Genomic DNA, 26,113 nt, shown 5'->3' on the forward strand with positions numbered 1-26,113 from the left:
GGTGCGGCGGTCTGTCGGGAATGTGGCTATCTGGGGGGGTGGAGCAGTCTAAGAACGGCGTTTAACCAAGCCGGAATGCTTTCTACCTGACACTTCTGCCCCGCCGCTGCATGACCCGGCGCTCTAGGGCCGTGACGCCTATGTACAGCGCCACACCCAGCAAAATCAGTAGGGCAATGGCGGCAAACTGCCGGGGCGTTTGGTAATAGGCCCGCGCCTGATTGACCAAAAAGCCCAGTCCCGGTTTCTGGTTGCTCACAAATTCCCAGACCACCGCGCCGATGAGGGCGAGACTCAGCGACAACCGCAGGCCGCCCAGCATGACGGGCAAGGCTCCGGGGAGTTCCAGCCGGGTCAGGCGTTGCCAGAAGTTGGCCCGCAGGCTCAGAAACAGTTCCTGATAGGTGCGGTCAACTTCGCGCACCCCAACGATGGTGGCAATCATGATGGGATACAGGGCACTGAGGGCGCTGACCAAGATGGCGGGAATGAGGGTAAAGCCGAACCAAGTGATCAGCAGCGGGGCGATGACCACAATCGGCGTACTTTGCGAGGCGATGACATACGGACTGAGCAGGCGCTCCAAACCGGGCCGTTTGCCCAGTGGATAGCCGATCAGAATGCCTGCCAAGCTGCCCAAGAGTGCGCCCAGAAGAGCGATCCGGGCCGTGCCCCACGCCGCTTCGGCAAATTCGGCGGGCGTTTTGAGGAACTCGGCCCAGACTTGCGCGGGCGCGGGCAGCAGCAGCGGCACCCCGATAGCGCGGGCAGCCAGTTCCCACAGCACCAAACCCACCAACAGCGCGGCGGCGGGTGCCCACGGAAACCGGGGCCTCTGCGGCGGGCGCTCGGCGCGGAGGCGGGTGCTGTCTCCAGTGCCCAGCAAGTCGCGCAGGCGGCCCTCGGTGACGGTGGGGGCGGGCGGCACGGCTTTGGTGCGGGTGTCCAGAATATCCACGATGCGCCCGTCTCTCAGCACGGCCACCCGGTCAGCGAGTGTGGCAGCCTCGCGGATGGAATGCGTGACCAGCACGGTGGTGCGGCCCGTTTTTTCGTGCAAATGGCGCAACTCGGCGTTGAAGCGTTCGCGCACCAATGCGTCTAGAGCTGCAAACGGTTCGTCCAGCAGCAGCACATCGCCGCTTTGGGCCAACGCCCGTGCCAGCGCCACCCGCGCCCGCATGCCGCCCGACAACTGCGCCGGAAAATAGTCGGCGTAGGCGTCCATACCCACCAGATGCAGGGCTTCGCGGGCGCTGAGGCCGCCTTCCTTGCCCAGATCACCCACGCCCAGATCGTGCGGCAGTTGCACATTCCGCAGCGCTGAGCGCCAAGGCAGCAGGCGGTAATCCTGAAACACCAGCGCGGGGGCCGACGACACCTCTACCCGCCCGGATTGCGGCTTGAGCAGGCCCGCGATGACGCGCAGCAGGGTACTTTTACCGCCACCGCTGGGGCCGATGATCGCCAAGAATTCGCCGCGCCGCACATCCAAGGTCACGCCCGACAGCACGGTTTCGCTGCCGAGGCGCACGGTTACGTCCTCCAGTTGAATGGGGGCGGCTTCGATAGAGACGGGTTCGGGGATGCTCACACTTTCCTCGGCTTGCCCAGCGTATTCACCAAGATCACGCCCGCAATAGAAATCGCGCCGCCCACCAGACTGATGACGCCCGGCACTTCATTCAGCCACAGCCAGCCGATCAGGATGGCCAGCACCGGGCTGACATACAGGAATGACGCGGTGGTATTGGCCCCCACCCGCGATAGGGCGAATGACCACGTGATGTATGCCAGCGCCGCCGGAAACAGCCCGATATAGATGACGGCGAGGTGCGCGGCCAGCGGTGCGCGGGCCAACTCGGAGCCGAAGCCGGGCAAGAAGATCAGCATGGGAAGGGTGCCCAGCATCAGCGACCAGACCGTGAAGTGCAGCGGTTTCATGCGGGCCAGCAGGGGTTTTTGGAACACGAAATACAGGCTGGTAAACAGCGCGGCGGCCAAGATCAGCAGTGCGCCCTGCGTAAAGTTCACGCTTTCGCCCTTGCCCAGCACGATCAGGGCCACGCCCGAAAAGCTGATCAGCGTGCCGATCCAGCCCACCAGATTCAGCCGCTCGTTGCCAAAGCGCGTAGCGAGCAGCGCCGTAATCACTGGCCCCGCCGCGATAATCAGGCTGGCGGTTCCGGCGGGCACGCTGACTTCTCCGTAATTCAGGCAAATGTGATACAGCGTGATGCCCGAAAAACTGAGCAAGGCGATGCGGCCCAGATCGGACAGGGGCGGCAGCGGAATGCGCGTGACCAGCGCGAAAGTGCCCAGCGCCGCACTTGCCACCAAAAACCGGTACAGCGTGAGATGCCCCGGCGAGAAGGCCTCCAGCCCCGCCCGAATGCCCGCGAACGACGACGCCCAAAACACGATGGTGACCAGAATGGCGGCCAGCGACAACGAATCTAGGGCGACAGCGGGGCGGGCAGGGGGGAGGACGCTCACGGCGTCAGCCTAAAGCATGGGCGCAAATGGGGGGGCGGCGGGCGTTCCAGTTGGGGGGACGGGGGCGGGTAGAGTCTCCGGGAGCGGAGTTTAAGGGTCTAAAGGTCTAGGGTCTAAGAAAGGGCAACCCTCGTTGCTCACTACGCCTCCCCCACATAAGCACCACATCAACCCCGCCCCCATCCGCCTTGCCCCCACACCCGCCAGAATCGCCTGACCAACTCAAGCACAACTCTAGGAGGCACCACGCATGGGCGAAGGCAAACCGAGCAGCACCAGCAGCACTCCCGAAACGATGGAGAATCACACCGGAAACGCGACCAGCACGCACGGGGCCAATACCAACCTTGACCCCAATATGCAGGGCGGTGCGGGCACGGCGGCAGATGCGGCGGCCACCGAGGAAGTTGTAGACCAGCACCAACAGCAGGGCCTGCCCACCGGAATCGCGGGCCAGAGCGACCCCGCCAAGCAGATGGACAACAGCGGCATGCTGAACCCCACCGGAGAAGGCAGCGACGCCGACCAGATGGGAGCCAGCGGCGTAGACCGCAACTCGGACGGCTGAAACTGGCGGCTGAGGCCAAGGCCTAAACTCGGCCTTCATTTGCCCCCCTTTTGGCGGACGGTTGCAGGCGAGCGGCGGCGGTAAACTGCGGAGCGATGTCTGGTTCCCGCACGCCGCTGTTCCTTTCCCGTCCGTCCAATTTGGCCGACTCCGTTCTGTCTAGCATGGCTCCTGCTGTGGCCCGCGCATGAGCAACGATACGGACGGCAAACCGAAAAACAGCGCCCTCACGCTGGCCCTGACGACTGCCCAAAAGGGCCGGAGCGCGGCGCGTGGGGCTTTGCTGTGGGGCTACGAACAGCGTCTGGCACGCGAAGTAAAAGCGCATGGCAAGCTGCCGCGTCATCTCGGCCTGATCTTAGACGGCAACCGCCGATTCGCCCGCGCCGCCGGAGTTCAGCGCGAAGTGGGGCATTCCTTTGGGGCCGACAAAGCCCACGAAGTGTTGCAGTGGTGCCTAGAATTGGGCATTCCCGCCGCTACCATTTGGGTTCTCAGTACCGACAACGCCGGGCGCGACGCCGTGGAACTGGCCCATATTCTGAGTCTGCTGGAGCGCGAGGCCCGCAACCTCGCCACCGACCCGCGCATTCATGCCAACCGCGTGCGCGTGCGGGCCATCGGGCAGCATCAGGCGTTTCCGGCGCAGGTGCTGGACGCCCTGAAAGAACTGGAAGAAAAAACCGCTGGCTACGACGGCATGCGCCTGAATATCGCGGTGGGCTACGGGGGCCGGGAAGAAATCGTGGACGCCGTGAAGCTGCATCTGCAAGCACAGGCCGAAGCCGGAATGACGCTTGCTGAGGCCGCCGCCACGCTGGAACCCGATCACATCAGCGCCCACCTGTACACCGCCGACACGCCCGACCCTGACTTTATTATCCGTACCAGCGGCGAAATCCGGCTGTCGGGCTTTATGCTCTGGCAAAGCGTGTACAGCGAATATTATTTCTGCGACGTGTACTGGCCGGGATTCAGGCGGGTGGATTTTTTGCGTGCGTTGCGCGATTTTCAGGGGCGGGAGCGGCGGTTCGGGCGGTAAGGCTGTCTAAGGGTCTAAAGGTCTAGGGTCTAAGGGAGGGCAAAAAGCTTTGTGTCGCTCCCTCACCCTTGGCTGGTACAGCTCCGCAGGAGAGGGGGGAGGCTGGGGCTCGCAGAGCTGCGCCAGCAGCGGGGGTGAGTGAGCGGCAGCGATTGCCCTCCCTCTCCCTCAGTCCCCCACGCCCCCCGCCGCCTTCTGCTCCAGCGTGCCTGCCCGCCGTGCCGGACGGTACAACCCCAGATAAATTGCCAGCACACTGCCCGCGTACATGGTCAGTGTCCAGCCAAACAGCACGTTGAAGGCCGTGCCAAACGGCAGCGCCCCGCGCACCACGCCCGCCAGAATGCTGCTGATAGCCCAGCCCATGTTCCACCCGATCACGTTCACAGCGGAATAGAGCGGGCGGTCTCTTGCGCTCAGCACGGTCATGGCATGGGCCGAATAGACCGGGCCAGTGGCGTTCATGAGTGCGCCGCGTGTAAACAGGGCCGCCGTGACGATCCACAGTTCAGGCGCGAATCCCAGCAGGGCCAGAAAAGGCAAACTGCTGATTTGTACCACCAACACGGCCCGCAGCGGCCCCAAGTGTCGTACCACCCACGGCTGAATCAGGGCGGTGGCGGCGGTGGCAAGGCTGGCCCACGCGAACAGCGTGCCGAGGCTGGCATAGCTGATATTGAATTTGCCCTCGATAAACACGTTCAGGAAGGGAATGGTGGCCCCCGCGCCCAGCCCGACCAACACGTTGGGCGTGACCAGCCGGGTCATGGTGCGGCGGTCTTCTACGGCGAGGGTGCGGCCCCCGGAAGCGGGCGCGGGCTGACCCGGACGCAGACTGAGTACAGGAATCAGGCCCAATGCCTGTAATCCTGCGGCCACCAGCAGCGCCGTCCGCAGTGCGCCCAATCCGTCCGGCTCACCCCCGGTGCTGGCGGCGTACAGTTCCGGCACACGCCCGCCCAGCAGGTTGCCCAAAAACCCCGCTCCGGTCATCAGGGCGCTTTGCACACTGAACAGCGTGACGCGGCTCTGGGGTGTGGAATGCGCGGCCATAAAGGGCGATCCAGCCACGATCAGGGCCGCCGTGCCCGCCCCCTGCACCACTGCGCCCAGCATCGCCATCAGGGGGCCGGACGCCGAGGCCAGCACCACTGCACCCACCAGTCCCAGTACGCTGCCCAGCGCGATGGCCCGCACGTTGCCAATTCGGCGTGCCAGCCCCGCCGCCGGAAGTGCCAGTAGCGCCAGCGTCAGCGCGGGCAACGCATTCAGGACGCCTTGCCACTCGGCCCCCAGCCCCAGTTCCCGCAAGTAGAAGTTGAGAAACAGCGCCGCGAACGCCTGAGAAATGCCGAAGCTGAAGCTGGCGGCCAAGAACAACCAGACCTGATTGGAAAATCGGACGTTCATAGCTGGGTTTCCGGCTGCATCACACCGATTTTGGGGCAGAAGTCGCGCATGGGGCAGGCGGGGCAATCGGGTTTGCGGGCCGTACACACCCGCCGCCCATGCAAAATCAGCGCGTGGTGCAAAAACACCCAGCGGTCACGCGGAAACAGCCGCCCCAAATCGGCTTCTACCTTGTCGGGGTTGGTCTGCACACTCAGGCCCAGCCGCCGCGCCAGCCGCCCCACATGGGTATCCACAGCAATGGCGGGGTAACCGTAGGCATTGCTGAGGACGACATTGGCCGTTTTGCGCCCCGCTCCCGGCAGCGCCACCACCGCCTCAAAGTCGTTGGGCACCTCGCCGCCGTGCCGCTCCAGCAGCAAGCGGGCCAGCGCCGCCAAGTTTCGCGCCTTGCCCCGGTACAGCCCGATGGTGCGAATCAGCGGTTCCAAATCGGCGGGTTCGGCCAAGCTCATGGCCTGCGCGTCGGGGTAGCGGGCAAACAGGGCGGGCGTGGCGGCATTCACGCTGACATCGGTGGCCTGTGCGCTGAGCACCGTGGCCACCAACAGTTCAAACGGGCTAGAAAAATTCAGTTCGGTGCGGGCGTCGGGATAGGTTGCTTGCAGTGTCGCCAATACCTGTGGAGCGCGGGCTTTGGCCCCGGCAGGCAGCCGCGCCGCCGCTTTGGCTTGAGGAACGGAGGGGCGGGCCGTCTTGGGAGGGGGAAAGGGCGGCACAGTCACGGCCTTCAACCTACACCCGCGTACCGGGGCCTGTCCGCGCAAGTCAGACGGGGAATGTTCATCGTTGGTGTGGGGGCGGTCTAAGGGTCTACAGGTCAAGGGTCGAAGGTGCTGGGGCGGGGGCGTACCGCGTTTGGAACGTCGGTTGTAGAGAGCAGGCGCAGCGTGCTGAGAGCAATCTCTTGACTGTGGGCAAGGAGAGGAAGTTTAGACGCTGTGGCTAGCCGTCACTCGGTTCTGTGGGGCCAGCAACCAGCCACTCGCGCACGCTTCCGGCCAGATACAGGCTGCCAGCCACCAACAACGTGCCGCCCGCCGGGGTGAGGGCCAAGGCGCGGGCCAACGCCTGAGCAGAGTCGGTTATGCCTTCGCCGCCGTACTGCTCGGCCAATTCCCCCGGCGACGTGGCAAGGTCACCGGGGGCCGTAAAGACGCGCAGCGGAGTCACCGCCAGCAGCGGCGCAAGCGTGGCGGCGGTGTCTTTGCGGGCCAGATTGCCGAACAGCAGCACGTCGGCCTGAGGCACGGCGGCGGCGAGGGCCTGCGTGGCATGCGGGTTGTGTGCGCCGTCTATCAGCACCGTTTTGCCGTTCAGCACGAACTCCTCCAAGCGGGCCGGATGAGGGGCGGCAAGGGCGGCTTCTGCCCCGGCTTCATACCCCAGCAGGCGGAGCGTCGCCAAAGCGAGGGCCGCGTTGCTGTGTTGGTGTGCGCCCAACAGGGCTGGAGCGTGTGGCAAGGCAAACAGGGCCGGATGCGTGGCGGGCGTATACAGCGGCGCATCTTGTTCGTGACACACGGCGCGGATGACTTCTAAGGCTTCTCCGGTGGCGGTGGTCAGCAGCGGTACGCCGGGGCGGGCGGCCAGCGCCTTGTCGCGGGCAATTTGGGCCACCGTTGCCCCCAGCACCCCCACATGATCGAGCGCCACATTGGTCAGCGCCACCGCCGCCACGTTCTGGAGCGCCTGCGTCGCGTCACTCACGCCGCCCACGCCCGCTTCCATCACGGCCACGCGCACTCCCGATTGGGCAAAGACGGTGCAGGCCAGCAGCAGCGACAGATCAAAAAACGCACCGTTCCAGCCTTCTTGCCGCGCTTGCCGGATGAAGGTTGCCACCCGCGCCGGGGCCACTTCTCGCCCGTTCACGCGGATTCGTTCTTCAAAGTGGATCAGATGTGGGCTGGTAAAGCGCCCGGTTTGGACTCCTGCCGAGATCAGTCCGGCTTCCAGCATGGCGCAGGTGCTGCCCTTGCCGTTGGTGCCCACCACGCGAATAGAGGCAAACGCGGCGTCGGGCGAGCTTTGGGCGTCCAGCAACGCCCGCGCCACCTCTGGCCCCCGCGTGCGCCCATTGCGGGTGCGGGCATAGAACCAGTCGTAGTCGGGCTGGTCTGACTGGGCATGGGCAGAGGCGGGTACGGCGTCCATCACGCCCCCGACTGTAGCGGGTTAGGATGCCCCCTGATATGGACACGGCAACCGGGACAGAGGGCACAGAGCAACGGGAAGGGGCGCAGACCGGGCCACAGGTGGGCGTGGTCATGGGCAGCCGCAGCGACTTCGAGACCATGCAGGGCGCACTGGACACGCTGGCGGCGTTGGGCGTGGGCTACGAGGTGCGTGTGCTGAGTGCCCACCGCACCCCCGGATTGCTGCCCACCTACGCGGCGCGGGCCGAGCGCCTGAACCTGACCTGCATCATCGCGGGGGCGGGCGGCGCGGCACACCTGCCCGGCATGTTGGCGGCGTTTACGCGGGTGCCGGTGCTGGGCGTGCCCGTACAGTCGCGTGCTCTCAGTGGCCAGGACAGCCTGCTGAGCATCGTGCAGATGCCCGCCGGAATTCCTGTGGCGACTTTTGCGATTGGCGTGGCGGGAGCCAAAAACGCCGCCCTGTTCGCCGCCGCGATGTTGGCCGGAACCGATTCGGGCGTGCGGGATCGCCTGCAAGCCTACCGGGACGCCCAAACGCGGGCGGTGCTGGATGACCCTTGGTTTGAAGGCCACCCACAGGCGGGGGAAGCGTGAAAAAAACTCCGATGGAACGGTTGACTTATCAATCTCGAAATCCGAACAGAGTGAGTGGGAATTGGACGGAATCCGTATGAGAGAGGGCCTGACTCTGGGCATCCTCGGCGGCGGCCAACTGGCCCAAATGCTGGCCCTCGCCGCCCTACCGCTGGGCGTGCGCGTGGTGGTGCTGGAACCCGACCCGAACGCCCCCGCCCGCCTGTGCGCCGAACATCTGCACGCCGCCTATACCGACGCCGAAGGTCTGGCACGGTTGGCCGAATGCAGCGCCGTGACACTGGAATTTGAAAACGTACCCACGCAGGCACTAGAAGCCCTTGCCGGACGGGTTCCGGTGCGTCCGGGCACGGCGTTGCTGGAGCGCACCAAGCACCGCGCCCGCGAAAAAGAGGCGTTGCGGGCGGCAGGAGTACACGCCGCCCCGTTCGTCGTCATCGAATCCGACGCCGACTTGCAGGGCGCGTTGGCGACAGTGGGCGGGCGCGGCATCCTCAAAACGTCGGAATTGGGCTACGACGGCAAAGGTCAAGCGCGGGTGAACAGTGACGCGGAATTGAGCGAGGCGTGGGCGGGGATGGGCGGCGCGGCCTGCGTGCTGGAAGGCCTCGTTCCCTTTGTGCGGGAAGTCAGCCTCAGCGTAGCCCGCACTGCTGCCGGAGCCGTCGCGTTCGGCCCCCTGATCGAAAATGTCCACCGAGAAGGCATCCTCCGCACCAGCGTTTTTCCGGCCACCGATGCTGAAACGCTAGAACCCCGAGCCCGCGAGTTGGCCCGCGCCTGCGCCGAAAGCTGGGCGCTAGAAGGCCTGATGACGCTGGAATTCTTCGTGCTGGATGGGGGCCAAGTTGGGTCAACACAGCTGTTGGTCAATGAAGTCGCCCCCCGTGTCCATAACAGCGGCCACCTCACCCAAGACGGCGGCGGCCTCAGCCAATTCGAGGCGCAGGTGCGGGCCGTGCTGGGCCTGCCCCTTGCCGACTGGCGGCCCCTGCACCCCACAGCAATGGTGAATATCGTGGGGACGGACTATGTGGAGGGCCAACCGCTGCACCCCGACTGGGACGGCATAGACGCCTTGCCGGGTACGCATCTGCATCTGTACCACAAGACGTGGCGGGCGAGGCGCAAGCTGGGGCATGTGAACTTGGTGGCGGCGGATGCGGAGGCGTTGGCAGCGCGGTTGGCGGAGTTGGAGCGGTTGATTCCTTAACATATTCTCCCCGCCCCCCGACAATTAAACGCCGTCCCAAGCGGGCCTCACGCCGCGTCAGCCTCTCAGCCTCAGCATCAGGGATATGACACGCTTGAGCTTCCTTCTTACTCTTGGCCTGTGTGGTGCGACTTCCGCGCAGGCCGCCACCGACGCTCCTTTTAAACTGATTTTGCGTGCCACAGAGCAAAAAATTCAGAAGGGCGAAGTGAAGACCGCTGAAATCGTGAAGTCTTGGAAGCTGCCCGCCGCTGGTGTAGCGGCCAGCAAGAAAAACAGCAAGGTCAGCACTACCCTCAGCCCCGTGCTGGACAAGATGTTTGACCAGATCAATGCCCGTGCCCCTCGTCCCGCCAGCTTTAGGAATGTGGGCGGCTCTTGGGTAGCGACGCAGCAGACTGGCTGGATTGCCGACAAGGACGCCACCAAGTCCAACTTGCTGAAGGCGATCATGGCGGGCAAAGACAGCGCCGAAGTGGTGTTTAAGGCCGTGGTGCCCGAACGCAGCGTAAAAGTGCTGGCGGGGCGCGGCGTGCTGTGGCATGTCGCGAGCGGCAACAGCAGCTATAAGGGAAGCCCCGATTTCCGCGTCAAGAACGTGTTGGTGGGAGCCAGCAAACTCGACAATTTCTTTATTGCGCCGGATCACGAGTTCAATTTCAATGAGGAAATCGGCCAGATCGACGCCAGCACCGGATTCGTGAAGGGCTTCGTCATCAGCGGCGGCACCCTCACCAAAGAGGACGGCGGTGGCATCTGCCAAGTCAGCACCACTATTTTCCGGGCGCTCTATCAGGCGGGCTTGCCCATTACCGAGCGCCACGAACACAGCCACCGCGTCTCCTATTACGATCCTGTGGGTTACGAGGCCACCGTATACGCGCCCAGCAAAAACCTGCGAATGAAGAACGACACGGGCAAGCACCTGTTCATTCAGGCCGCGTGGGACACCAAGGCCCAAACCCTGCGCTTCGATGTGTTCGGGGCCAACACCGGGCGCACGGTGAGTGTCAGCAAGCCCGTGATCAGCAACTTCAAAGCGCCCGCCAATCCCAGCTACACGCCCGATCCCAGCGTGGCTATGGGAGGCCGCCGCGTACTGGATACGCCGATGCAGGGCATGACCAGCCTGATCACCCGCACCATCAAATCTCCCAGCGGCGCAGTGATGAGCAAGGACACCCTAAAAAGCGTGTACAACCCGTGGGGCGCGGTGTACGGCGTGAATCCTAAAGACGGCAGACTGTAAGCAGAATCGAACAGAGGGTGGATCGTGGATGAAAGCCTGTATGCCCTTTCCACGATCCACCCTCTACGTTCAGGAACTCACTTCACAGTTTCTGAAATCGTCTCCGCCAGCGCCTTCACCCCGCGCTCTATCTGCTGGGGTGTGGCGTTGCTGTAGCTGAGGCGCATGGTGTTGTGGCCGCCGCCCAGCGCAAAGAAGGACGCTCCGGGCACGAAGGCCACTTTGCGTTCTACAGCGCGGGCCAGCATGGGCAGGGTGTCTACGCCTTCCGGCAGCGTGACCCACAGGAACATGCCGCCCTGCGGAACCGTGTGGTGTACGCCCGCCGGAAACTGAGCCTTGATGTGCCGGATCATGTCCTGTGCGCGTTCGCCGTAAGCCTTCCGGATCAGTTCAATCTGGCGGGGCAGCACGGTGGGCAGCAGTTCGGTCACGATCATCTGGTTCAGCGTGGGCGTGTGAAGGTCTGCGCCCTGCTTGGCCTGCACCAGCTTTTCGATGAGGGGCTTGGCGGCCTGCACCCACGCGTCGCGCAGTCCCGGCACCAGCGTTTTGCTGAAGCTGCCGCTGTAGATGATGTGGCTGTGATCCGGATTGCCGCCCACCCGGTCAAGCGCGATCTGGTACAGGCTGGGCGCGGCTTCGCCCGAAAAGCGCAACTGGCCGTAGGGATCATCCTCGATGACCAACAGGCCGTGTTCGGCGGTCAGGTTCACCAATCGTTCCCGGCGCTCTTTGCTCAGCGTGCGCCCGGTGGGGTTCTGAAAGTTGGGAATGGCGTACAAGAGTTTGGCCCGCTTGCCGCCCGCCTTCAGCCCCTTCAGCAGCTCTTCCAGTGCGTCTACGTCTATGCCTTCCTCGTCGGTGGGCATCTCTAGGTACTGCGGGCCATACGGCTGGAAGGATTGCAGCGCTCCCAAGTACGTCGGGCTTTCCACCAGCACGATGTCACCCTCGGAGATCAGGATTTTGCCCAGCAGATCCAGTCCCTGCTGGCTGCCCGTCATGATCTGCACATGCCCCGGCGTGATGCCTGCACGCTCGGCCAAAAACTGGCGCAGGGGCAGGTGGCCTTCGGTGGTGCTGTATTGCAGGGCTGCCGCGCCGTAACGGGTCATCACGGCGTCCATCGCGGCCCGCACGTCGTCCAGCGGAAACAGTTCGGGGGCAGGCAGGCCACCCGCAAAGCTGATCACATCGGGTTCCTGCGTAATTTTCAGAATCTCGCGGATCGCGCTGGCCGTCATCTTGCGGGCACGGTCACTCAGCAGGGCGGTGAAATCCAGTGGGGGTGCAACGTTCGGTGCAGGCACAGTCGCGGTCATGCCCCCTATCGTAACGCCCCGGCAGGCTGGCCGTCTGTGTGGAGTCCGGGCGCAGTGGCAGGCAGGGGCGCGGCTGTCTGAGCAGGGTGGACGCTGCAGCTTTTGCCCTATGCCGCCTTGAACGCAGTCCAAATCTACAAGTGGACTGGTCAAGTCGCACACAGGCCAGCTTGGGGCGGTTACAGTGCTAGCCGTACAGTGTTGGTGAGTACATTCGGGGTTGGTGTGTACAGTTGGGCCGGGGTGTTCCTTCTGGCCGCCCAAACCAAGCCCATCCCCAGATGACGTTTCCGCTCAAGTTCATTCAGGCCCACCCCGGCCACCCTCAGGAGGCATCACCATGCTCGTTACCGGTTCAGACATTCTCGTTCCCGCCCGCGCAGGCAAGTACGGCGTGGCATCCTTCAACACCAACAACATGGAAATCACGCAGGCGATCATTCATACCGCCGAAAAACTGCGCTCGCCCGTGATGGTGCAGATGAGCGAGGGGGCCATCAAGTACGGCGGCCAAGACCTCGCCAACATCGTGAGGGACTTGGCGACCCGCGCTTCCGTACCTGTCGCCCTGCACCTCGATCACGGTTCCTCCTACGAGTCGGCCCTCAACGCCATTCGCATGGGCTTTACGTCCATCATGATCGACGCTTCTCACCATTCCTTCGAGGGCAACGTGCGCGAAACCCGCCGCGTCGTGGAAGCCGCGCACGCGATGGGCATCAGCGTGGAGTCGGAACTCGGGCGCTTGGGCGGCATCGAGGAACATATCGTGGTAGACGAAAAAGACGCCTTCCTGACCGATCCCGAAGAGGCCGTGCAGTTTATCGAGCAGACCGGCACCGATTACCTCGCCATCGCCATCGGCACCAGCCACGGCGCATTTAAGGGCAAAGGCCGTCCCTACATCGATCACGCCCGCATCGAGAAGATTGCCTCCATGACGGGAATCCCCTTGGTGGCACACGGCAGCAGCGGCGTGCCAGCCGATATTATCGCGCGGTTCCGGGCAGCGGGCGGCGAGATCGGTGAAGCGGCGGGCATTGCCGACGAAGACCTTCAGAAGGCCACCCAGCACGGCATCGCCAAAGTAAACGTGGATACCGATTTGCGCCTCGCCAGCACGGTGGGCATTCGCGAAGCCTTGGCCGCCAACGCCAAGGAATTCGATCCCCGCAAAATCTTCGGCCCCGCCCGCGAGGTCATGAGTCAGGTCATCGAACACAAAATGCGCGTGCTGGGCAGCGTCGGCAAGGCGTAAGCGCACCAGCAAGAGAACTGGGGTCGGCCTGTGGGTCTGGCCCCTGTTCCCCCCACCAAGACACCCCCAACGAGTCTGAGGGGTGCGTCAGGCGGTCACGGGAGAATTCTCACCCACGCGGCTTATTCTGCCGATTGGCATGAAGGCCGCCCGCCCCCTCCTTCCTTTCCTCCTGACCAGTCTGGTGGCCGTGGTTGCCCACGCCGCTACCACACAGGGGTCGACGCCGCTGCCCACGGGTTGGCAGGCCAAACTCGCTACCCTTTTGCCGCAGGCCGGACAGACGACCCAGATTCTGGAGCGCCGTTCGAGCCTGTCCTTGTTTGAACTCCAGCGCCGCGTGACCAACGTGGGCGGCAGCCCGGATGCCCTGCGAACCGTGATCGTGACCGTGTCGCAGGGCAAAGCGCCTGTCTATGACGCCCGGCTGGGCATTACCCAAGCGGAGTTCAAGCGGTATCTGGTGTTCGAGCAGTCCCTCGCGCCCAGCGGCAAGACCCTGAAGTTGCCCGTTATCCGCGACAATGGCCGCCTGACCTTTGGAGATACAGCAGGCATGAACGGCGTGCTGAAGGGCGTGACCATCGACCTGAAAACGGGCGAATTGCGTGTGCCGGAAGGCTTCAGTGCCCGGCCCAGTGCGGTTACGCCCAGTGCTAATCCAGAGCGGACGCTGGACGTGAAGCTGGGCTACCAGTGGCGCGTGCGGGCCAACGACCCCGTGACCCAGAACGGCATCAATGGTGAGTTGACCCTGCTGATGCTGAGCAGTGGGCAGATCATCCTGAGTTATAACCGCCTGAGCATGCTGCGTGGCCGGATCGACGAGGGCGAATTGATTCTGGGCTATACGCGCTGAATGGGGCGTGGGGTCGATGTGCTGAGTTCCCCACTCCTCTCTGCCTGATGAATCCCTGACCTCACCTCAAGGGTTCCTCATGACTGCTTCAGGGGGCGTCACGTCTGGGCCGCTAGGCTGCGAGTATGAATAAGTTGACCCGAATGATGATGCTCGGCGCGGCCCTCGCTTTGGGCGGCGTTTCTACGGCAGAGGCGGCGGGCCTCTCTCCGACGTTGCTGGCGCGGGCCAAAAAAGGCGACCAAACGCAAGTGGGCGTCATCGTGCGCTTTAAGGTCGTTAACGACGCACGCGGACGCGCTCTGTTCAAGAACCTGCGCGGCCAGTTGGGAGCCAAAATCGCCCAACTCGGCCCCGCTGCTGGGTTTCTGAATCAGGCTATCTCGTCGGGCCGGGCCACCCAGTTGTGGCTTGACCAGAGCGTGTACCTGCCCATGACCCCAGTGCAGGCGCGTCAGTTGGCCCTGCTGCCCTTCGTCTCGGACGTGTTCGAGAACTTTAAGGTGCAGATTCCCAAAGCGGTGGCCCTCAGTGCGGCTTCTGCTCCCGCCGGAACTCCTTGGCACCTCCAGAGCATCGGTGCGCCGCAGGCGTGGGCCGCCGGATTCAAGGGTCAGGGTATCCGCATCGGCCACCTCGACAGCGGCGTGGATGCCTCTCATCCGCAACTGAACGGCAAGATTTTGTCGTTTGCCGAATTTAACGCCGAGGGTGACCGCATCGGTACGCAGGCCCGCGATTCTTCCAACCACGGCACGCACACGGCGGGCCTGCTGGTGGGAGACACGGTGGGCGTGGCCCCTAGCGCCAAAATCATCAGTGCGCTGGTGCTGCCCAACAACGAGGGTACGTTTGCACAGGTGATCGCGGGCATGCAGTACGTCCTCGACCCAGACAACAACGCCGATACCGACGATGGGGCCGACGTGGTGAACATGAGCCTCGGCATCCCCGGCACCTTCGATGAATTCATCGTGCCCGTGCAGAACATGATCAAGGCGGGCGTGGTTCCGGTGTTCGCCATCGGTAACTTTGGCCCCGCCAGCGGCAGCACGGGCAGCCCCGGCAACCTCCCCGACGTGGTGGGTGTGGGTGCCGTAGACCAGAACGGTCAAGTCGCGTCTTTCAGCAGCCGTGGCCCGGTGGCGTGGCAGGGCGCGATCAACGGCGTCTTCGTGAAGCCCGACATTGCCGCCCCCGGCGTCGCCATTACCAGCGCCTTCCCCAACGGGCAGTACGGCGCACTCAGCGGGTCTTCTCAGGCCAGCCCGATTGCAGCGGGCGCGGTGGCCGTGATGCTGAGCGCCAAACCCGGCACAGGCGTGGACGCGATTAAAAACGCCCTGTACACCAGTGCCAGCAACGCGGGAAGCAAAAACAACAACGTGGGCTACGGCGTGATCAGCGTACCCGGCGCACTGGGCAAACTGGGCGTCACTACGGGCGCTCCGGCTCCTGCACCTACCCCCACCCCAACGCCTCCGCCCGCCCCGGCCCCTACTCCAACTCCGACGCCTACTCCTCCACCGGCCCCGGCCCCGACACCCACCCCACCCGCAGCCAATCCCACCGGGCCTGCTGGGTTCACCCTTTGCGCCATCGAGGGTTCCAAGTGCAACTTCAGCGGCCAAAAAGACGCGGCGTTCGGCAACAACGGCAAATACATCACGGGCGTCGCCACCGACGGCTTCAACTGCACGGTAGCCGAGTGGGGCACTGACCCCTTGGTGGGTGTGCGGAAGGGCTGCTTCATCAAAGACCGTCCCGGCGCTGCACCTGCCCCCGCGCCTGCCCCGGCTCCGGCCCCTGCGCCCGCACCCAGCGGCGGCGGCAAGAAGCCTACCGTGTTGCTCGTCGATGACGACATGGGTCAGGGCACGGACGTGACGGCGGCCCTGCGCGACGCGATCAAAGCCAACGCGGCTTCGGCCTTCCTTTGGAATACGCAGACGCTGGGAGCCATTCCCCTGAGCGAAATGAAGACCTACGACGTAGTGGTGTGGGCCACGGGTGAGCAGTACCAGAACACCCTGACCGCCGCCGACCAGAACACCCTGCGCCAGTACCTCGCGGGCGGCGGCAGGTTGCTGCTGACCGGGCAGGACATCGGCTACGACATCGGGGCCAGCGAGTTTTACCGCGCCACCCTGAAAACCCGCTTTGTGGCCGACAGCAGCGGCACCGCCAAGTTCGTGACCACCGGAGCCTTCGGCAGCACCGCCTTTACCCTGAACGCGCAGGGCAGCGCCGCCAACCAGTTTTACCCCGACGTGATTGCGGATCTGAACGGCAGCAGCACGGTGGCAGGGTGGGGCACCGCTGGGGCCACCGCCGGAACCATCACGGCCCAGAGCATCCGCGTCGACCCGAACCGCAACCGCGCTACCCAGAAGGTGCAAGACCCACGCGGCCTCGTGGAGAAACTGGCAGCCAACATCATCGGCGGCATCCTGAATCAGGTGCTGGGCGGCCAACAGCCCACGCAGCGTCCCCGCGTGACCGCGCAGAATGCCAACGAGAACGCCGGAGCCATCGTCGCCAACAACGCGGGCGCTTACCGCACCGTGAACATGGGCTTCGGTCTGGAAGGCCTGACGCCCAGCAGCCGGAGTGTCCTGATCAAAACCAGCTTTGACTGGCTGATGAAGTAATTCCGATTGAGTCCCGGTTTTTGGGATTCAATCCGAGCAAAGCGAGTGGGAAGAGATACGAATTCTGGGAGATGGACGGACACCCTGTGGTGTTCTGGGTGTCCGAGAATTGGACGGAATTCGTATAGGGCAGCAACACCCTAGATTCTCCAAATCAGTAAGCAGAGGCCAGCCCCAGCGTTGGCTTCTGCTTTTTCGGTGCGCATTCCGGCAAGCTCACCCTTAATCCGTTTCGATGCTGCGCTGAGTCTTGCCTTTGCCCCCGCTCTAGCCTGACCTAGATTGCCTTTACCTCATTCCCATGCCCGCCAACTGTGCGGCGAGTACGGTACAGACATGACGCAACTGACACTGAGGGACATCATGACCCGTGACCTGACCACCGTTGACGGCGGAGCGACCCTGAAGGAAGTGGCGACCCTGATGCGAGAACAGGACATCGGCAACGTGCTGATCATGGACGGCGAACGCCTAGCCGGAATCGTGACAGACCGCGACATCGTGATTCGGGCGGTGGCGTATGGGCACGATCTGGGCAGCGCCATTACCGACTACGCCAGCGACAACGTGTTTACGATGGACGCCAGCAGCAGCGTGCAGGACGCCGCACAGGAGATGTCGAACCGCCAGTTGCGCCGCCTGCCGATCACTGAAGACGGCAAAGTGGTGGGCATCGTGGCTCTGGCTGACCTGGCTACCAACGCCACAGGCCGCGCCGACGAGCAGGCCCTTCAGGGCATTAGCCAGCCCACCGGCTGAACCAGACACCACACGGGCCACTTCTCCGCTGTAGAGAAATGGCCCGTTTTGCCCTGCCGCTACTTGTGCCCTGCCGTTGCCGTGCCTACGCCCAGTGCAATGTAAATGCCGCCCGTCACGTACTTCTGCCGCCGTGCGAACACCGGATTCCCACGCAGGCGCGAGCCGAGGCTGCCGCCCAACAGGGCATACAAGCCGTCGCTGCACACCGCCAAACAGATGAACAGCAGGCCGAAGGTCAGCGTTTGCAGGGCCACCGGGCCGCGCTCCGGCTGAACAAACTGCGGCAGGAAGGCCAGAAAAAACAACGCTGTCTTGGGATTCAGCGCGTTGATGAGTGCGCCTTGCCAGAACAGCTGACTCATAGATTGAATTTTGGGCAGGGGCAAGTCGGTGTCGCTGACTTCATCTCGCGCCAGCAGCGTGCGGATGCCGATGTAGATCAGGTACGCGGCCCCCAAATATTTGAGGGCGCTGAACAGCACCGCCGACGACAACACAATGGCCGAAAGCCCAACGGTGGCCGCCAGCACATGCACCAGCCCGCCTGTTTGCACGCCCAGCACCGACAGGAACCCCGCCCGCCGCCCCTGATGTGCCGAACGCGCCACGATGTACAGCACGGCGGGGCCGGGAATGATCAGCAACGCGAGCGCGGCGACGGCAAACAGGGCCAGCGAGGACAGGTCAGGCATGCCGTTCAGTTACGCAGGTGCGGGGCCAAGAGTCAAGCGGCCATTCTACTTCCTCCCCTTGAGCGGGGGGTTATACGGACTCCGAATAAAGATGCCAGACTGGGAGATCAACAAGTTCTATTCTCCGGTGAAGTTTCAGCATCAGGCTGACGAATTCTGGGCGATTTACCGCGTGAGTACTTGTGCGGTGGAGCGACGACGGGCGCAATTCTTCGCGCTGCTGGCGGAAGGTCGAAGTGAAGGTGATGTCATGGACATCACCCAATATGGAGTGCGCTCGGCTCGCTACGTGATTGACCGATACCACCGCTTGGGTCTGAAGGGCTTGTCAGATGGACGGCGGGACAACCGGGGTGCGCCACGCGTCTTGACTGCCGAAGAGCAACAAGCACTTGCGGCTCAGCTGCACGCCGATTTCGAGCAGGGCGTGGTGTGGGAAGGCAAGCGGGTTCAAGAGTGGATCAAAGAGCAGTTTGGCAAAGAGGTGTATTTGGGTCGCACCTATGAATTTATGCGTGCCGCAGGGTTTTCCCCACAAAAACCCCGCCCACAGCATGTCAAAGGCGATCCGGCAGCGAAAGAAGCGTTTACAACAAAGAGCTAGGGGAGGCGCTCCGCCGTGCGGAGCGTCTCCATCCTCGGGTCTCGCTGTGGGCGATGGACGAACATCGTTTGGGCCTCCAGCCCATCCTTCGCACCGCGTGGGCACCCACCGGGCAGCCGTTCATTTGCCCGGTGCACCCCCGTTACGAATGGCTCTATGTGTACGCCTTTGTCAACCCAGAGACCGGCGAAAGTCGCTTCTGGATCATGCCAACGCTCAATCAGCAGGCCTATGGGCTGGTCATGGCCGCCTTTGCTCAGAGTGTGGGGGCGGGCCAAGATCATCATGTCGTGGTGGTGGAAGACAACGGTGGCTTCCATGTCCCTGCCCTGCAGGGACATCCCCCAGGCATCGAGATTGTGCGCCTACCACCGTACTCGCCAGAACTCCAACCTGTCGAACGCGTCTGGCACCTCACCGATGCCACCATCGCCAACACCTGTCCGCAAAACCTCGCCGCTTTGGAAACTGTGCTCGGAGAGCAGTGTGCGTGGCTCGAAACCCAACCTGACCTCATCACCCAACACACCCTCTTCCACTGGTGGCCTTTGTGTCAGAATTAATCGGAATTCGTATTAGCCCTCTTTCCGCAACTCCCGCAACTTTCGGTACAGCTCCTTTTCCTCATCCGTCAGCGTTTTGGGCAGCGTGATATTCAGGCGCACGTACAGGTCACCACGCCCGCCCTCTTTTTTGGGCCAGCCCTGCCCGCGTAGGCGCATGCGTTGGCCACCGCTGCTGCCCGGTGGCACGCTCAGTTTGCCTTTGCCGTTCAGCGTCTGCACTGTAATATCTCCGCCCAAGGCGGCTACCGGGGCGGGCACTTCGGCACTGGTGGTCAGGTCGTCGCCGTCCAGATCAAAGCGGCCATCTTCCAGCACCCGGATGGTCAACAGAATATCGCCGCCGCCCGGCCCTTGCCCCGCCAGCCGCAGCCGAGCGCCGTCGCGGGTACCGGGGGGAACGCGCAGGCTCAGGCGTTTGCCGTCCACATTGATCACTTCGTCGGAGCCGGAAAAGGCCTCGGCCAGCGTGACCTGCAATTCGCCTTCCACATTCTGAACAAATCGTCTGCCTTGCGTGCCGCCTACGCCGCCCAGCAGGTCTTCCAGATTCACCTGAGCGCCACCGGGAAAGCCTGCCCCGCCCATGCCGGATGCCCCGCCGCCACCGGGCCGCCGCCCACCCGCGCCGCCAAACAAGCCCTGAAAAAAGTCGCTGAACTGGCTGGCATCGAAGCCCGCAAAATCGCCGCCCTGAAAGCCGCCGCCGCCGCCTCCGTAACCGGGGGGAACCTGTCCGGTGTGCCCAAACTGGTCGTACACCTTGCGTTTTTCGGGATCGCTCAGGACGGCATACGCCTCGCCAATTTCCTTAAATTTCTCGCCGGAAGCCGCGTCGCCCGCGTTTTTGTCGGGGTGAAACTGCTTGGCGAGTTTGCGGTAAGCGGTTTTTATGTCGGCGTCAGATGAACTGCGGGACACGCCCAGCACGTCGTAATAGTCTTTGTAGGCCATGTGGGGCGTCTCCTTTTGAAGTGAGGGGCGTCTGAGGTGTTGGGGGGCAGTTCTTTCTGTAGGCCGTGTGTAAAAGGGCAATCGCTACGCTCATTTCCCCCTCCCCAACCCTCCCCCGCAAGGGGAGAGGGAGTAAAAGCCCAAGGAAACGATGTCCTTTCCATATGGAGCCAGCTGAACAACATCTGTAGGCACGATGTTACAGGCTGCAAAGAAAACTTTGTTTTCACTCCTCCCCCTTGCGGGGGAGGCTGGGAGGGGGGGAAGTGAGCGCATCGGTTGCGCTATCGCCCCGTAAACCCGGCCCCGCCCAGCACCAATTCCAGATACAGGGCTTCCACTTTGGCCCGTGCCCAAGGCGTGCGGCGTAGGAATTTCAGACTGCTCTGCATACTGGGATTCAGTTCGAAGCAGCGCACGGGCACGCGGTCTGCCATGCCTTCCCAGCCGTAAGCGTCCACCAGCCGCTCCAGAATCTGCGCCAGCGTGACGCCGTGCATGGGGTCGGAAGGCATGGAATCAGGGGCAGTCATGGCGGCTTCAGCCCTGCTTGCTGACTACCACGCGGGCGGGTCGCACGAGGCGGTCTCCCATGCGGAAGCCGAGTTGATAGACCTGCACGATGATGTCGTCGGCGTTGCCGGGAACCACTTGCAACGCCTCGTGCCACTGGGGATCGAAGGTCTCGCCCTCGCGCCCGGTCACTTCTAGGCCCAGCCCACCAAACACGCGCAACATGGTCGCCTGTACCGCCTGCATCCCCGGAATCAGCTTGGTGGGGTCGCCCACGCCCATGCTCACGGCGCGGTCAAGGTCGTCGTACACGGGCATCAGGCTTTCGGCGGCCTTGGCAATGCCCTGACCCTGCGCGGCGTCCACTTCGCCCTGCAAGCGGCGGCGCTGGCTCTCGAAGTCGGCGGCAAGGCGGGCCAATCGGCCTTTCAAGTCGGCGTTTTCCTTCTCCAATTCATCGGCCTGTTGCAGCTTCGCCATCATTTCCTGCACTTGCCCGAACATATTTTCATCCATGCCGGGAAAGCCGCCGTCCTCATCCATCAAGTCAGCGTCCATCAACTCAACGTCTTCTTCCATGTTGTCGGTGTCGCTTTCCGGAATATCCAGCCCGTCCATATCTATGGTCTTGGCTTCTTTGGTCGGCGCTTCTTTCGGGGCATTGTTGGTGTCGTCGTTCTGGGTCATGGGTTTACCTCGTCTGCGGAACATTAGGCGTCAGTGTAGGGTGCGGCGGCAGTCAATAGGGGAGAGGGTGGCGCGTAGGCCGTCCTCTCCCCTCTGATCTTCTACTTCTGGAGTGGGACGCTTGAATGCGCCGCAGTTGACATTACGATTTTTCGGAACATCACCGAAAACTCTCCATTCTCACTGCGGCGCATTCTCTTCGGTACTCGCTCGCTGCGCGCTGTGCCAGTCCGCTCGGTCAAGCTCAGGCTTGACTCCGAGAATTTCAGTCAGCCGGTTTGAAATCGGCGTCGATCACGTCGTCGTCTTTCTTGTCTTTGCCCAAGTCCACGCCGCCGCCATCTGCTGCGGGCGCGGCCTGCTGAGCCGCCGTCATAAAGGTGCGGAGTTCTTCTTCCAGCTTCTTCTGGGCGTCGGCAATCTTGGTGTCGTCGTCGCTGCGAACGGCTTCTTCGGCTTCGTCAGCGGCGGTTTTCAGCGTGTCTTTGGCGCTCTGGTCGGCTCCGGCGCTCTCCTCGATTTGGCTGAGGGCCTGCACGCGCAAGGAGTCGAGGTTGTTGCGCTTCTCCACTTTCTCTTTGCGAATCTTGTCGGCGGCAGCGTTCTGCTCGGCTTCCTTCACCATCTTCTCCACGTCGTTCTTGTCGAGGGTCGTGGTGTTGTCGATGCGGATGCTGGCTTCCTTGCCGCTGGTCTTCTCTTTGGCCGTCACGTGCAGAATGCCGTTGGCGTCGATGTCGAAGGTCACTTCGATCTGCGGGCGTCCGGCGGCCATCGGGGGAATGCCCTCAAGGTTAAAGCGGCCAAGGCTCTTGTTGTCGCTCGCCATCGGGCGCTCGCCTTGCAGCACGTTGATTTCCACGCCAGGCTGGTTGTTGGCCGCCGTCGTGTAAATCTCAGTCTTCTTGGCGGGTACGGTGGTATTGCGCGTAATCATCGGGGCAATCATGCCGCCCTTCACTTCTACGCCCAGCGTCAGCGGGGTCACGTCCACCAGCACGATATCGCCTAGGCTACTGTCGCCCATGATGATGCCCGCCTGCACGGCAGCGCCGAGTGCCACGGCTTCGTCGGGGTTCACCGATTCGTTGGGTTCCTTGCCAGTGATGTCCTTCACGATGCGCTTCACGGCAGGAATCCGGGTAGAGCCGCCCACCAGAATCACTTCGTTGATGTCGCTGGCGCTCATCTTGGCGTCGGCCAATGCCTGCTCTACCGGATGACGCACGCGGCGCAGCAGATCGGCGGTCAACTCCTCGAACTTGGCGCGGGTCAGCGTGCGCTCCAGGTGCTGAGGCGTGCGCGTTTCAGGATCGAAGGTGATGAAGGGCAGGGACACGGTGGTCTCGGAGCCACTGGACAGTTCGATCTTGGCCTTTTCGGAGGCTTCGATCAGGCGCTGCAACGCCTGCGGGTCTTTGCGGAGGTCGAAGCTGTTTTCCTTCTGAAACTCGGTGGCGAGCCAGTCCACGATGCGCTGATCGAAGTCCGCGCCGCCAAGGTGGGTGTCGCCTGAAGTCGATTTCACTTCGAACACGCCGTCGCCCAGTTCCAGAATCGTCACGTCGAAGGTACCGCCGCCGAGGTCGAAGACCAGCACGGTTTCGTTGCCCTTGCGCTCCAGACCGTAGGCAAGTGCAGCAGCCGTAGGCTCGTTGATGACGCGCAGCACGTTCAGGCCTGCAATTTCACCCGCCTGCTTGGTGGCTTCACGCTGACTGTTGTCGAAGTAGGCGGGCACGGTGATGACCACGTCCACGATTTTCTCGCCCAGTTTGGCGCTGGCGTCGGCCACCAGCTTGCGCAGCACTTCCGCGCTGACCTGTTCGGGGGCGTATTCCTTACCGTTCACGTCCACCCGCACGCTGCCGCCCGCGCCTTCCTTCACCTTAAAGGGGCTGCGGCCCGCTTCCTGAGATACTTCGTCCCAGCGGCGGCCAATAAAGCGCTTGATTTCAAAAATAGTGGCCTGCGGGTTCAGCGCGGCCTGACGGCGGGCGATCTGCCCCACGAGGCGCTCGTCGCCCTTGAAGGCCACGACGCTGGGGGTAGTGCGTGCGCCCTCGGCGTTCACGATCACTTCGGGGCGTCCGCCTTCCATCACCGAAATAACGCTGTTGGTGGTTCCCAAATCGATTCCGACTGCTTTTGGCATGTATTTGACTCCTTGAGTGGATAAGATTCTGCCGCTACGAGAACAGCAGTTCTAAACTTGGATCATCATAGTGGCACAGTTGAGAACAGTCAATAGAGTTGAGTGTGGTGCGCTCAACTTCAAGGCGGTATGAAGGCCGAGGCGCGGCCCGAACTTTCCCCCTTTTCTTCCATATTCATCCTGCCGGGTCGGCATAGACTGATGCATGTCGCCTGTGGTCAGCCAGCAGATGTGCAGCCCAAGCTCTCAGGGGCCGCAGCCGTGAAACGTCCGAATTGGATGTGGGGGCTGGCGGCCAGCGTGGTCGCGTTGCTGCTCCTCATCAGCGTAGTCACGCCGCGCAGCCGGGGCAGCGAATTGCCGCTGACTGAATTTACCGATGCCCTGAACAACGGCACGGTGCAGACGGCGGTGGTGTCCTTCCAGAACAATACGGCGGCCATTTCGGGCGTGCTGGACGATGGGCGTGAGTACCGAACCCGCACGGTAGCGGCTGATCCGCTGATTACCCTCACGGCGTTGCAGGCGTCAGGCGTCAATGTCACCTACGCGCAGGCGTCCCGCATCAGCGCCCTCACGGTCATCAGTGCGCTGCTGACGTTGGCCCTGATCGGCGGCCTGATCGTGCTGCTGCTGCGTGGGCGGCAGGGCGGCGGCACCGATGCGGCGAGTCAATTTGGGAAATCGAAGGCGGCGGTGATCGCGGAGGGCCAGATCAAACAGACCTTTGCCGACGTGGCCGGATGCGACGAAGCCAAGCAAGACCTGCAAGAAGTCGTGGAATTCCTCCGTCACCCCGAGCGCTACCACCAACTCGGCGCACGTATTCCACACGGCGTCCTCTTGGTCGGCCCTCCCGGGAGCGGCAAGACTCTGTTGGCGAAAGCTGTGGCTGGAGAAGCCAAAGTGCCCTACTACTCCATCAGTGGTTCCGACTTCGTGGAAATGTTCGTCGGCGTCGGGGCCGCCCGTGTCCGTGACCTGTTCGAGCAAGCCAGAAAAAGTGCGCCCTGCATCGTCTTCATCGACGAAATAGATGCTGTTGGGCGCAAACGTGGCGTGAGTCTTCAGGGTGGCAACGACGAACGCGAACAGACCCTCAATCAATTGCTCGTGGAAATGGACGGCTTCGGCAGTGGACAAGAAGTGATTATCTTGGCCGCCACGAACAGACCCGATGTCTTGGATGCGGCTCTCTTGCGGCCCGGACGCTTTGACCGTCAAGTGGTGGTCGACGCACCGGATGTGCGGGGCCGGGAAATGGTGCTGCGGATTCATGCCCGCAAGAAGCCGCTGGATGCCAGTGTGGATTTGGCTCTGGTCGCCCGTAGAACAGCGGGAATGGTCGGAGCAGACTTAGAGAATCTGCTCAACGAAGCGGCCCTCTTGGCGGCGCGGGAAGGGCGGACGCGGATTACCGGGCGGGATGTGGATGAGGCGCGTGACCGGGTGCTGATGGGGCCGGAACGCCGCAGCCTCGTGGTCAGAGAAGCAGACCGCAAGGTGACGGCCTACCACGAAGTCGGACATGCCCTCGCCGCCCAGTTGTTGCCACATGCCGACAAAGCCCACAAGCTGACCATCGTTCCGCGTGGGCGTTCGCTGGGTTCTGCCCTGTACACGCCCGAAGACCGGATGCACCACACCCGCGCCGCCCTCCTTGACCTAATTTGTGTGGCGCTGGCCGGACACGCCGCCGAGGATGTCGCCACCGGACACGTGACCACCGGAGCCGCCAACGACTTCCAGAAGGCCACCTCCATCGCCCGCCGCATGGTGACCGAATGGGGCATGTCGGGCGCAGGGCAACTGGCGCTCGCGCAGGACAGCTCCAATTATCTCGGCTTCGGCCCTCAGCCCAGCAACTACAGCGATCATACGGCCCAGACCATTGACCTAGAGACGGCCCTGATTTTGAATTCTCAGTATGCCCGCGCCCACGCCCTGCTGACCGAGCATGCCCACGTGCTGCACCGCCTGACCGACGAACTGATGGTGCGCGAAAGCCTCAGCGGAGACGATGTACGAACCGTGTTGGCAGGCGGATTGTTGCCGGAACTGGAAGCGCCCCCTGTGAGTGGTGGCGACGGCCCCGCGCCGAGTGGGGAGTTGACCCCCGGCCCAGCGTAAAGGGAGATTGAGTGATTGTAAAAACAAGATCAAGCAGTACCGTTAACACGACGGAGTTATTGGCAAGAAAGATTCTGGGGAGGCTTAAAAACTATTCATCTTGTTTCGACACTAAAGTTTCTTTGAGCGACTGTGAAGAGGGTTGTGTTGGGGTATATACTAATAAAGATGGGTCTTGCATATCCATATTCAAGACTTATATTAAAATATTTAACTGCGGCGAAAT

The 26,113-nt window shown here is 62.9% G+C and carries 23 protein-coding genes; 12 read left to right on the forward strand and 11 right to left on the reverse strand.

All coding sequences use genetic code 11. The features are described 5' to 3' along the window. Nucleotides 1-82 precede the first annotated feature (82 nt). Together SU48_RS01740 and SU48_RS01745 are read right to left on the reverse strand one after the other, a co-directional pair. Entirely contained in the window at nucleotides 83-1,594 is a 1,512-nt protein-coding gene (locus tag SU48_RS01740) for an ABC transporter permease subunit (RefSeq protein WP_231881656.1), read from the reverse strand. After that, a complete protein-coding gene (locus tag SU48_RS01745) occupies nucleotides 1,591-2,496 on the reverse strand; it encodes a DMT family transporter (RefSeq protein WP_064013742.1) in 906 nt (301 codons plus the stop codon). Before SU48_RS01745 ends, SU48_RS01740 begins: the two co-directional genes overlap by 4 nt. Before the next feature lie 250 nt (nucleotides 2,497-2,746). Here SU48_RS01745 and SU48_RS01750 point away from each other — a divergent pair, with 250 nt between their 5' ends. Together SU48_RS01750 and SU48_RS01755 are read left to right on the forward strand one after the other, a co-directional pair. Continuing rightward, entirely contained in the window at nucleotides 2,747-3,064 is a 318-nt protein-coding gene (locus SU48_RS01750) for a hypothetical protein (protein ID WP_064013743.1), read from the forward strand. A gap of 187 nt (nucleotides 3,065-3,251) precedes the next feature. Beyond that, nucleotides 3,252-4,106: an isoprenyl transferase gene (locus SU48_RS01755; protein ID WP_064013744.1), complete on the forward strand. Its 855-nt coding sequence runs from the start codon at nucleotides 3,252-3,254 to the stop codon at nucleotides 4,104-4,106. 168 nt (nucleotides 4,107-4,274) lie between these two features. On the opposite strand, the gene SU48_RS01760 is transcribed toward SU48_RS01755, so the two are convergent. The 3 genes from SU48_RS01760 to SU48_RS01770 all read right to left on the reverse strand — a co-directional run bounded on the left by SU48_RS01760 (nucleotide 4,275) and on the right by SU48_RS01770 (nucleotide 7,673). Then, entirely contained in the window at nucleotides 4,275-5,516 is a 1,242-nt protein-coding gene (locus SU48_RS01760; protein WP_064013745.1) for an MFS transporter, read from the reverse strand. Then, nucleotides 5,513-6,235: an endonuclease III gene (nth, locus tag SU48_RS01765; RefSeq protein ID WP_064015781.1), complete on the reverse strand. Its 723-nt coding sequence runs from the start codon at nucleotides 6,233-6,235 to the stop codon at nucleotides 5,513-5,515. The genes SU48_RS01760 and nth overlap by 4 nt, the downstream gene beginning before the upstream one ends. Before the next feature lie 226 nt (nucleotides 6,236-6,461). After that, entirely contained in the window at nucleotides 6,462-7,673 is a 1,212-nt protein-coding gene (locus SU48_RS01770; protein ID WP_064013746.1) for a glutamate ligase domain-containing protein, read from the reverse strand. A gap of 113 nt (nucleotides 7,674-7,786) precedes the next feature. Here SU48_RS01770 and purE point away from each other — a divergent pair, with 113 nt between their 5' ends. From purE to SU48_RS01785, 3 genes are all read left to right on the forward strand, one after another. Further along, a complete protein-coding gene (purE, locus tag SU48_RS01775; protein ID WP_064015782.1) occupies nucleotides 7,787-8,272 on the forward strand; it encodes a 5-(carboxyamino)imidazole ribonucleotide mutase in 486 nt (161 codons plus the stop codon). Nucleotides 8,273-8,348: 76 nt separating this feature from the next. Then, nucleotides 8,349-9,485 (forward strand): 5-(carboxyamino)imidazole ribonucleotide synthase, encoded by a 1,137-nt coding sequence (gene purK, locus SU48_RS01780; RefSeq protein ID WP_064013747.1) that lies wholly within the window; start codon nucleotides 8,349-8,351, stop codon nucleotides 9,483-9,485. Nucleotides 9,486-9,570: 85 nt separating this feature from the next. Beyond that, on the forward strand, nucleotides 9,571-10,734 hold the full coding sequence (locus tag SU48_RS01785) for a VanW family protein (protein WP_064013748.1): 1,164 nt from the start codon (nucleotides 9,571-9,573) through the stop codon (nucleotides 10,732-10,734). Nucleotides 10,735-10,811: 77 nt separating this feature from the next. Here the strand turns inward: SU48_RS01785 and SU48_RS01790 are convergent, their stop codons facing one another. Further along, nucleotides 10,812-12,059, reverse strand: coding sequence for an aminotransferase-like domain-containing protein (locus SU48_RS01790; RefSeq protein WP_064013749.1), 1,248 nt, complete (start codon nucleotides 12,057-12,059; stop codon nucleotides 10,812-10,814). Between the two features lie 340 nt (nucleotides 12,060-12,399). On the opposite strand from SU48_RS01790, the gene fba reads away from it, so the two are divergent. From fba to SU48_RS01810, 4 genes are all read left to right on the forward strand, one after another. After that, complete coding sequence (gene fba / locus SU48_RS01795) at nucleotides 12,400-13,317, forward strand: class II fructose-1,6-bisphosphate aldolase (protein WP_064013750.1); 918 nt, start codon at nucleotides 12,400-12,402, stop codon at nucleotides 13,315-13,317. A 139-nt stretch (nucleotides 13,318-13,456) separates the two neighbouring features. Further along, nucleotides 13,457-14,176, forward strand: a complete 720-nt coding sequence (locus tag SU48_RS01800; protein ID WP_231881657.1) for a hypothetical protein — start codon at nucleotides 13,457-13,459, stop codon at nucleotides 14,174-14,176. Between the two features lie 125 nt (nucleotides 14,177-14,301). Further along, nucleotides 14,302-16,827, forward strand: coding sequence for a S8 family serine peptidase (locus SU48_RS01805; RefSeq protein ID WP_064013752.1), 2,526 nt, complete (start codon nucleotides 14,302-14,304; stop codon nucleotides 16,825-16,827). A 336-nt stretch (nucleotides 16,828-17,163) separates the two neighbouring features. Further along, nucleotides 17,164-17,586, forward strand: coding sequence for a CBS domain-containing protein (locus SU48_RS01810; protein ID WP_064013753.1), 423 nt, complete (start codon nucleotides 17,164-17,166; stop codon nucleotides 17,584-17,586). Between the two features lie 59 nt (nucleotides 17,587-17,645). Here the strand turns inward: SU48_RS01810 and SU48_RS01815 are convergent, their stop codons facing one another. Beyond that, complete coding sequence (locus SU48_RS01815) at nucleotides 17,646-18,281, reverse strand: LysE family translocator (protein ID WP_064013754.1); 636 nt, start codon at nucleotides 18,279-18,281, stop codon at nucleotides 17,646-17,648. A 91-nt stretch (nucleotides 18,282-18,372) separates the two neighbouring features. Here SU48_RS01815 and SU48_RS01820 point away from each other — a divergent pair, with 91 nt between their 5' ends. Both SU48_RS01820 and SU48_RS01825 read left to right on the forward strand, forming a co-directional pair. After that, nucleotides 18,373-18,885 carry a winged helix-turn-helix domain-containing protein gene (locus SU48_RS01820; RefSeq protein ID WP_064013755.1) on the forward strand — a complete coding sequence of 171 codons (513 nt, stop codon included), beginning with the start codon at nucleotides 18,373-18,375 and terminating at the stop codon, nucleotides 18,883-18,885. Beyond that, complete coding sequence (locus tag SU48_RS01825) at nucleotides 18,789-19,448, forward strand: IS630 family transposase (RefSeq protein WP_157451050.1); 660 nt, start codon at nucleotides 18,789-18,791, stop codon at nucleotides 19,446-19,448. The genes SU48_RS01820 and SU48_RS01825 overlap by 97 nt, the downstream gene beginning before the upstream one ends. A 12-nt stretch (nucleotides 19,449-19,460) precedes the next feature. On the opposite strand, the gene SU48_RS01830 is transcribed toward SU48_RS01825, so the two are convergent. The 4 genes from SU48_RS01830 to dnaK all read right to left on the reverse strand — a co-directional run bounded on the left by SU48_RS01830 (nucleotide 19,461) and on the right by dnaK (nucleotide 23,757). Then, nucleotides 19,461-20,402: a DnaJ C-terminal domain-containing protein gene (locus tag SU48_RS01830; protein WP_064013757.1), complete on the reverse strand. Its 942-nt coding sequence runs from the start codon at nucleotides 20,400-20,402 to the stop codon at nucleotides 19,461-19,463. A 284-nt stretch (nucleotides 20,403-20,686) separates the two neighbouring features. Next, entirely contained in the window at nucleotides 20,687-20,935 is a 249-nt protein-coding gene (locus tag SU48_RS01835) for a VF530 family protein (protein ID WP_064013758.1), read from the reverse strand. Nucleotides 20,936-20,942: 7 nt separating this feature from the next. Beyond that, nucleotides 20,943-21,602 (reverse strand): nucleotide exchange factor GrpE, encoded by a 660-nt coding sequence (locus tag SU48_RS01840; protein WP_064013759.1) that lies wholly within the window; start codon nucleotides 21,600-21,602, stop codon nucleotides 20,943-20,945. A 265-nt stretch (nucleotides 21,603-21,867) separates the two neighbouring features. Next, the gene (gene dnaK, locus SU48_RS01845; protein WP_064013760.1) at nucleotides 21,868-23,757 is read right to left on the reverse strand and encodes a molecular chaperone DnaK; all 1,890 of its coding nucleotides are present in this window, start codon (nucleotides 23,755-23,757) and stop codon (nucleotides 21,868-21,870) included. A gap of 279 nt (nucleotides 23,758-24,036) precedes the next feature. Here dnaK and ftsH point away from each other — a divergent pair, with 279 nt between their 5' ends. After that, nucleotides 24,037-25,887, forward strand: a complete 1,851-nt coding sequence (gene ftsH / locus SU48_RS01850; RefSeq protein WP_082869609.1) for an ATP-dependent zinc metalloprotease FtsH — start codon at nucleotides 24,037-24,039, stop codon at nucleotides 25,885-25,887. Nucleotides 25,888-26,113 lie beyond the last annotated feature (226 nt).

It is taken from the genome of Deinococcus puniceus, from assembly GCF_001644565.1.
Lineage (GTDB): Bacteria > Deinococcota > Deinococci > Deinococcales > Deinococcaceae > Deinococcus > Deinococcus puniceus.

Bases quoted from the DNA above. Each gene is read 5' to 3' on its own strand.
- SU48_RS01750 (WP_064013743.1), top strand. From the start codon at position 2,747: ATGGGCGAAGGCAAACCGAGCAGCACCAGCAGCACTCCCGAAACGATG.
- SU48_RS01755 (WP_064013744.1), top strand. From the start codon at position 3,252: ATGAGCAACGATACGGACGGCAAACCGAAAAACAGCGCCCTCACGCTG.
- SU48_RS01760 (WP_064013745.1), bottom strand. From the start codon at position 5,516: ATGAACGTCCGATTTTCCAATCAGGTCTGGTTGTTCTTGGCCGCCAGC.
- SU48_RS01770 (WP_064013746.1), bottom strand. From the start codon at position 7,673: ATGGACGCCGTACCCGCCTCTGCCCATGCCCAGTCAGACCAGCCCGAC.
- purE (WP_064015782.1), top strand. From the start codon at position 7,787: ATGGGCAGCCGCAGCGACTTCGAGACCATGCAGGGCGCACTGGACACG.
- purK (WP_064013747.1), top strand. From the start codon at position 8,349: ATGAGAGAGGGCCTGACTCTGGGCATCCTCGGCGGCGGCCAACTGGCC.
- SU48_RS01785 (WP_064013748.1), top strand. From the start codon at position 9,571: ATGACACGCTTGAGCTTCCTTCTTACTCTTGGCCTGTGTGGTGCGACT.
- SU48_RS01790 (WP_064013749.1), bottom strand. From the start codon at position 12,059: ATGACCGCGACTGTGCCTGCACCGAACGTTGCACCCCCACTGGATTTC.
- fba (WP_064013750.1), top strand. From the start codon at position 12,400: ATGCTCGTTACCGGTTCAGACATTCTCGTTCCCGCCCGCGCAGGCAAG.
- SU48_RS01800 (WP_231881657.1), top strand. From the start codon at position 13,457: ATGAAGGCCGCCCGCCCCCTCCTTCCTTTCCTCCTGACCAGTCTGGTG.
- SU48_RS01805 (WP_064013752.1), top strand. From the start codon at position 14,302: ATGAATAAGTTGACCCGAATGATGATGCTCGGCGCGGCCCTCGCTTTG.
- SU48_RS01810 (WP_064013753.1), top strand. From the start codon at position 17,164: ATGACGCAACTGACACTGAGGGACATCATGACCCGTGACCTGACCACC.
- SU48_RS01815 (WP_064013754.1), bottom strand. From the start codon at position 18,281: ATGCCTGACCTGTCCTCGCTGGCCCTGTTTGCCGTCGCCGCGCTCGCG.
- SU48_RS01820 (WP_064013755.1), top strand. From the start codon at position 18,373: ATGCCAGACTGGGAGATCAACAAGTTCTATTCTCCGGTGAAGTTTCAG.
- SU48_RS01830 (WP_064013757.1), bottom strand. From the start codon at position 20,402: ATGGCCTACAAAGACTATTACGACGTGCTGGGCGTGTCCCGCAGTTCA.
- SU48_RS01835 (WP_064013758.1), bottom strand. From the start codon at position 20,935: ATGACTGCCCCTGATTCCATGCCTTCCGACCCCATGCACGGCGTCACG.
- SU48_RS01840 (WP_064013759.1), bottom strand. From the start codon at position 21,602: ATGACCCAGAACGACGACACCAACAATGCCCCGAAAGAAGCGCCGACC.
- dnaK (WP_064013760.1), bottom strand. From the start codon at position 23,757: ATGCCAAAAGCAGTCGGAATCGATTTGGGAACCACCAACAGCGTTATT.
- ftsH (WP_082869609.1), top strand. From the start codon at position 24,037: ATGTGGGGGCTGGCGGCCAGCGTGGTCGCGTTGCTGCTCCTCATCAGC.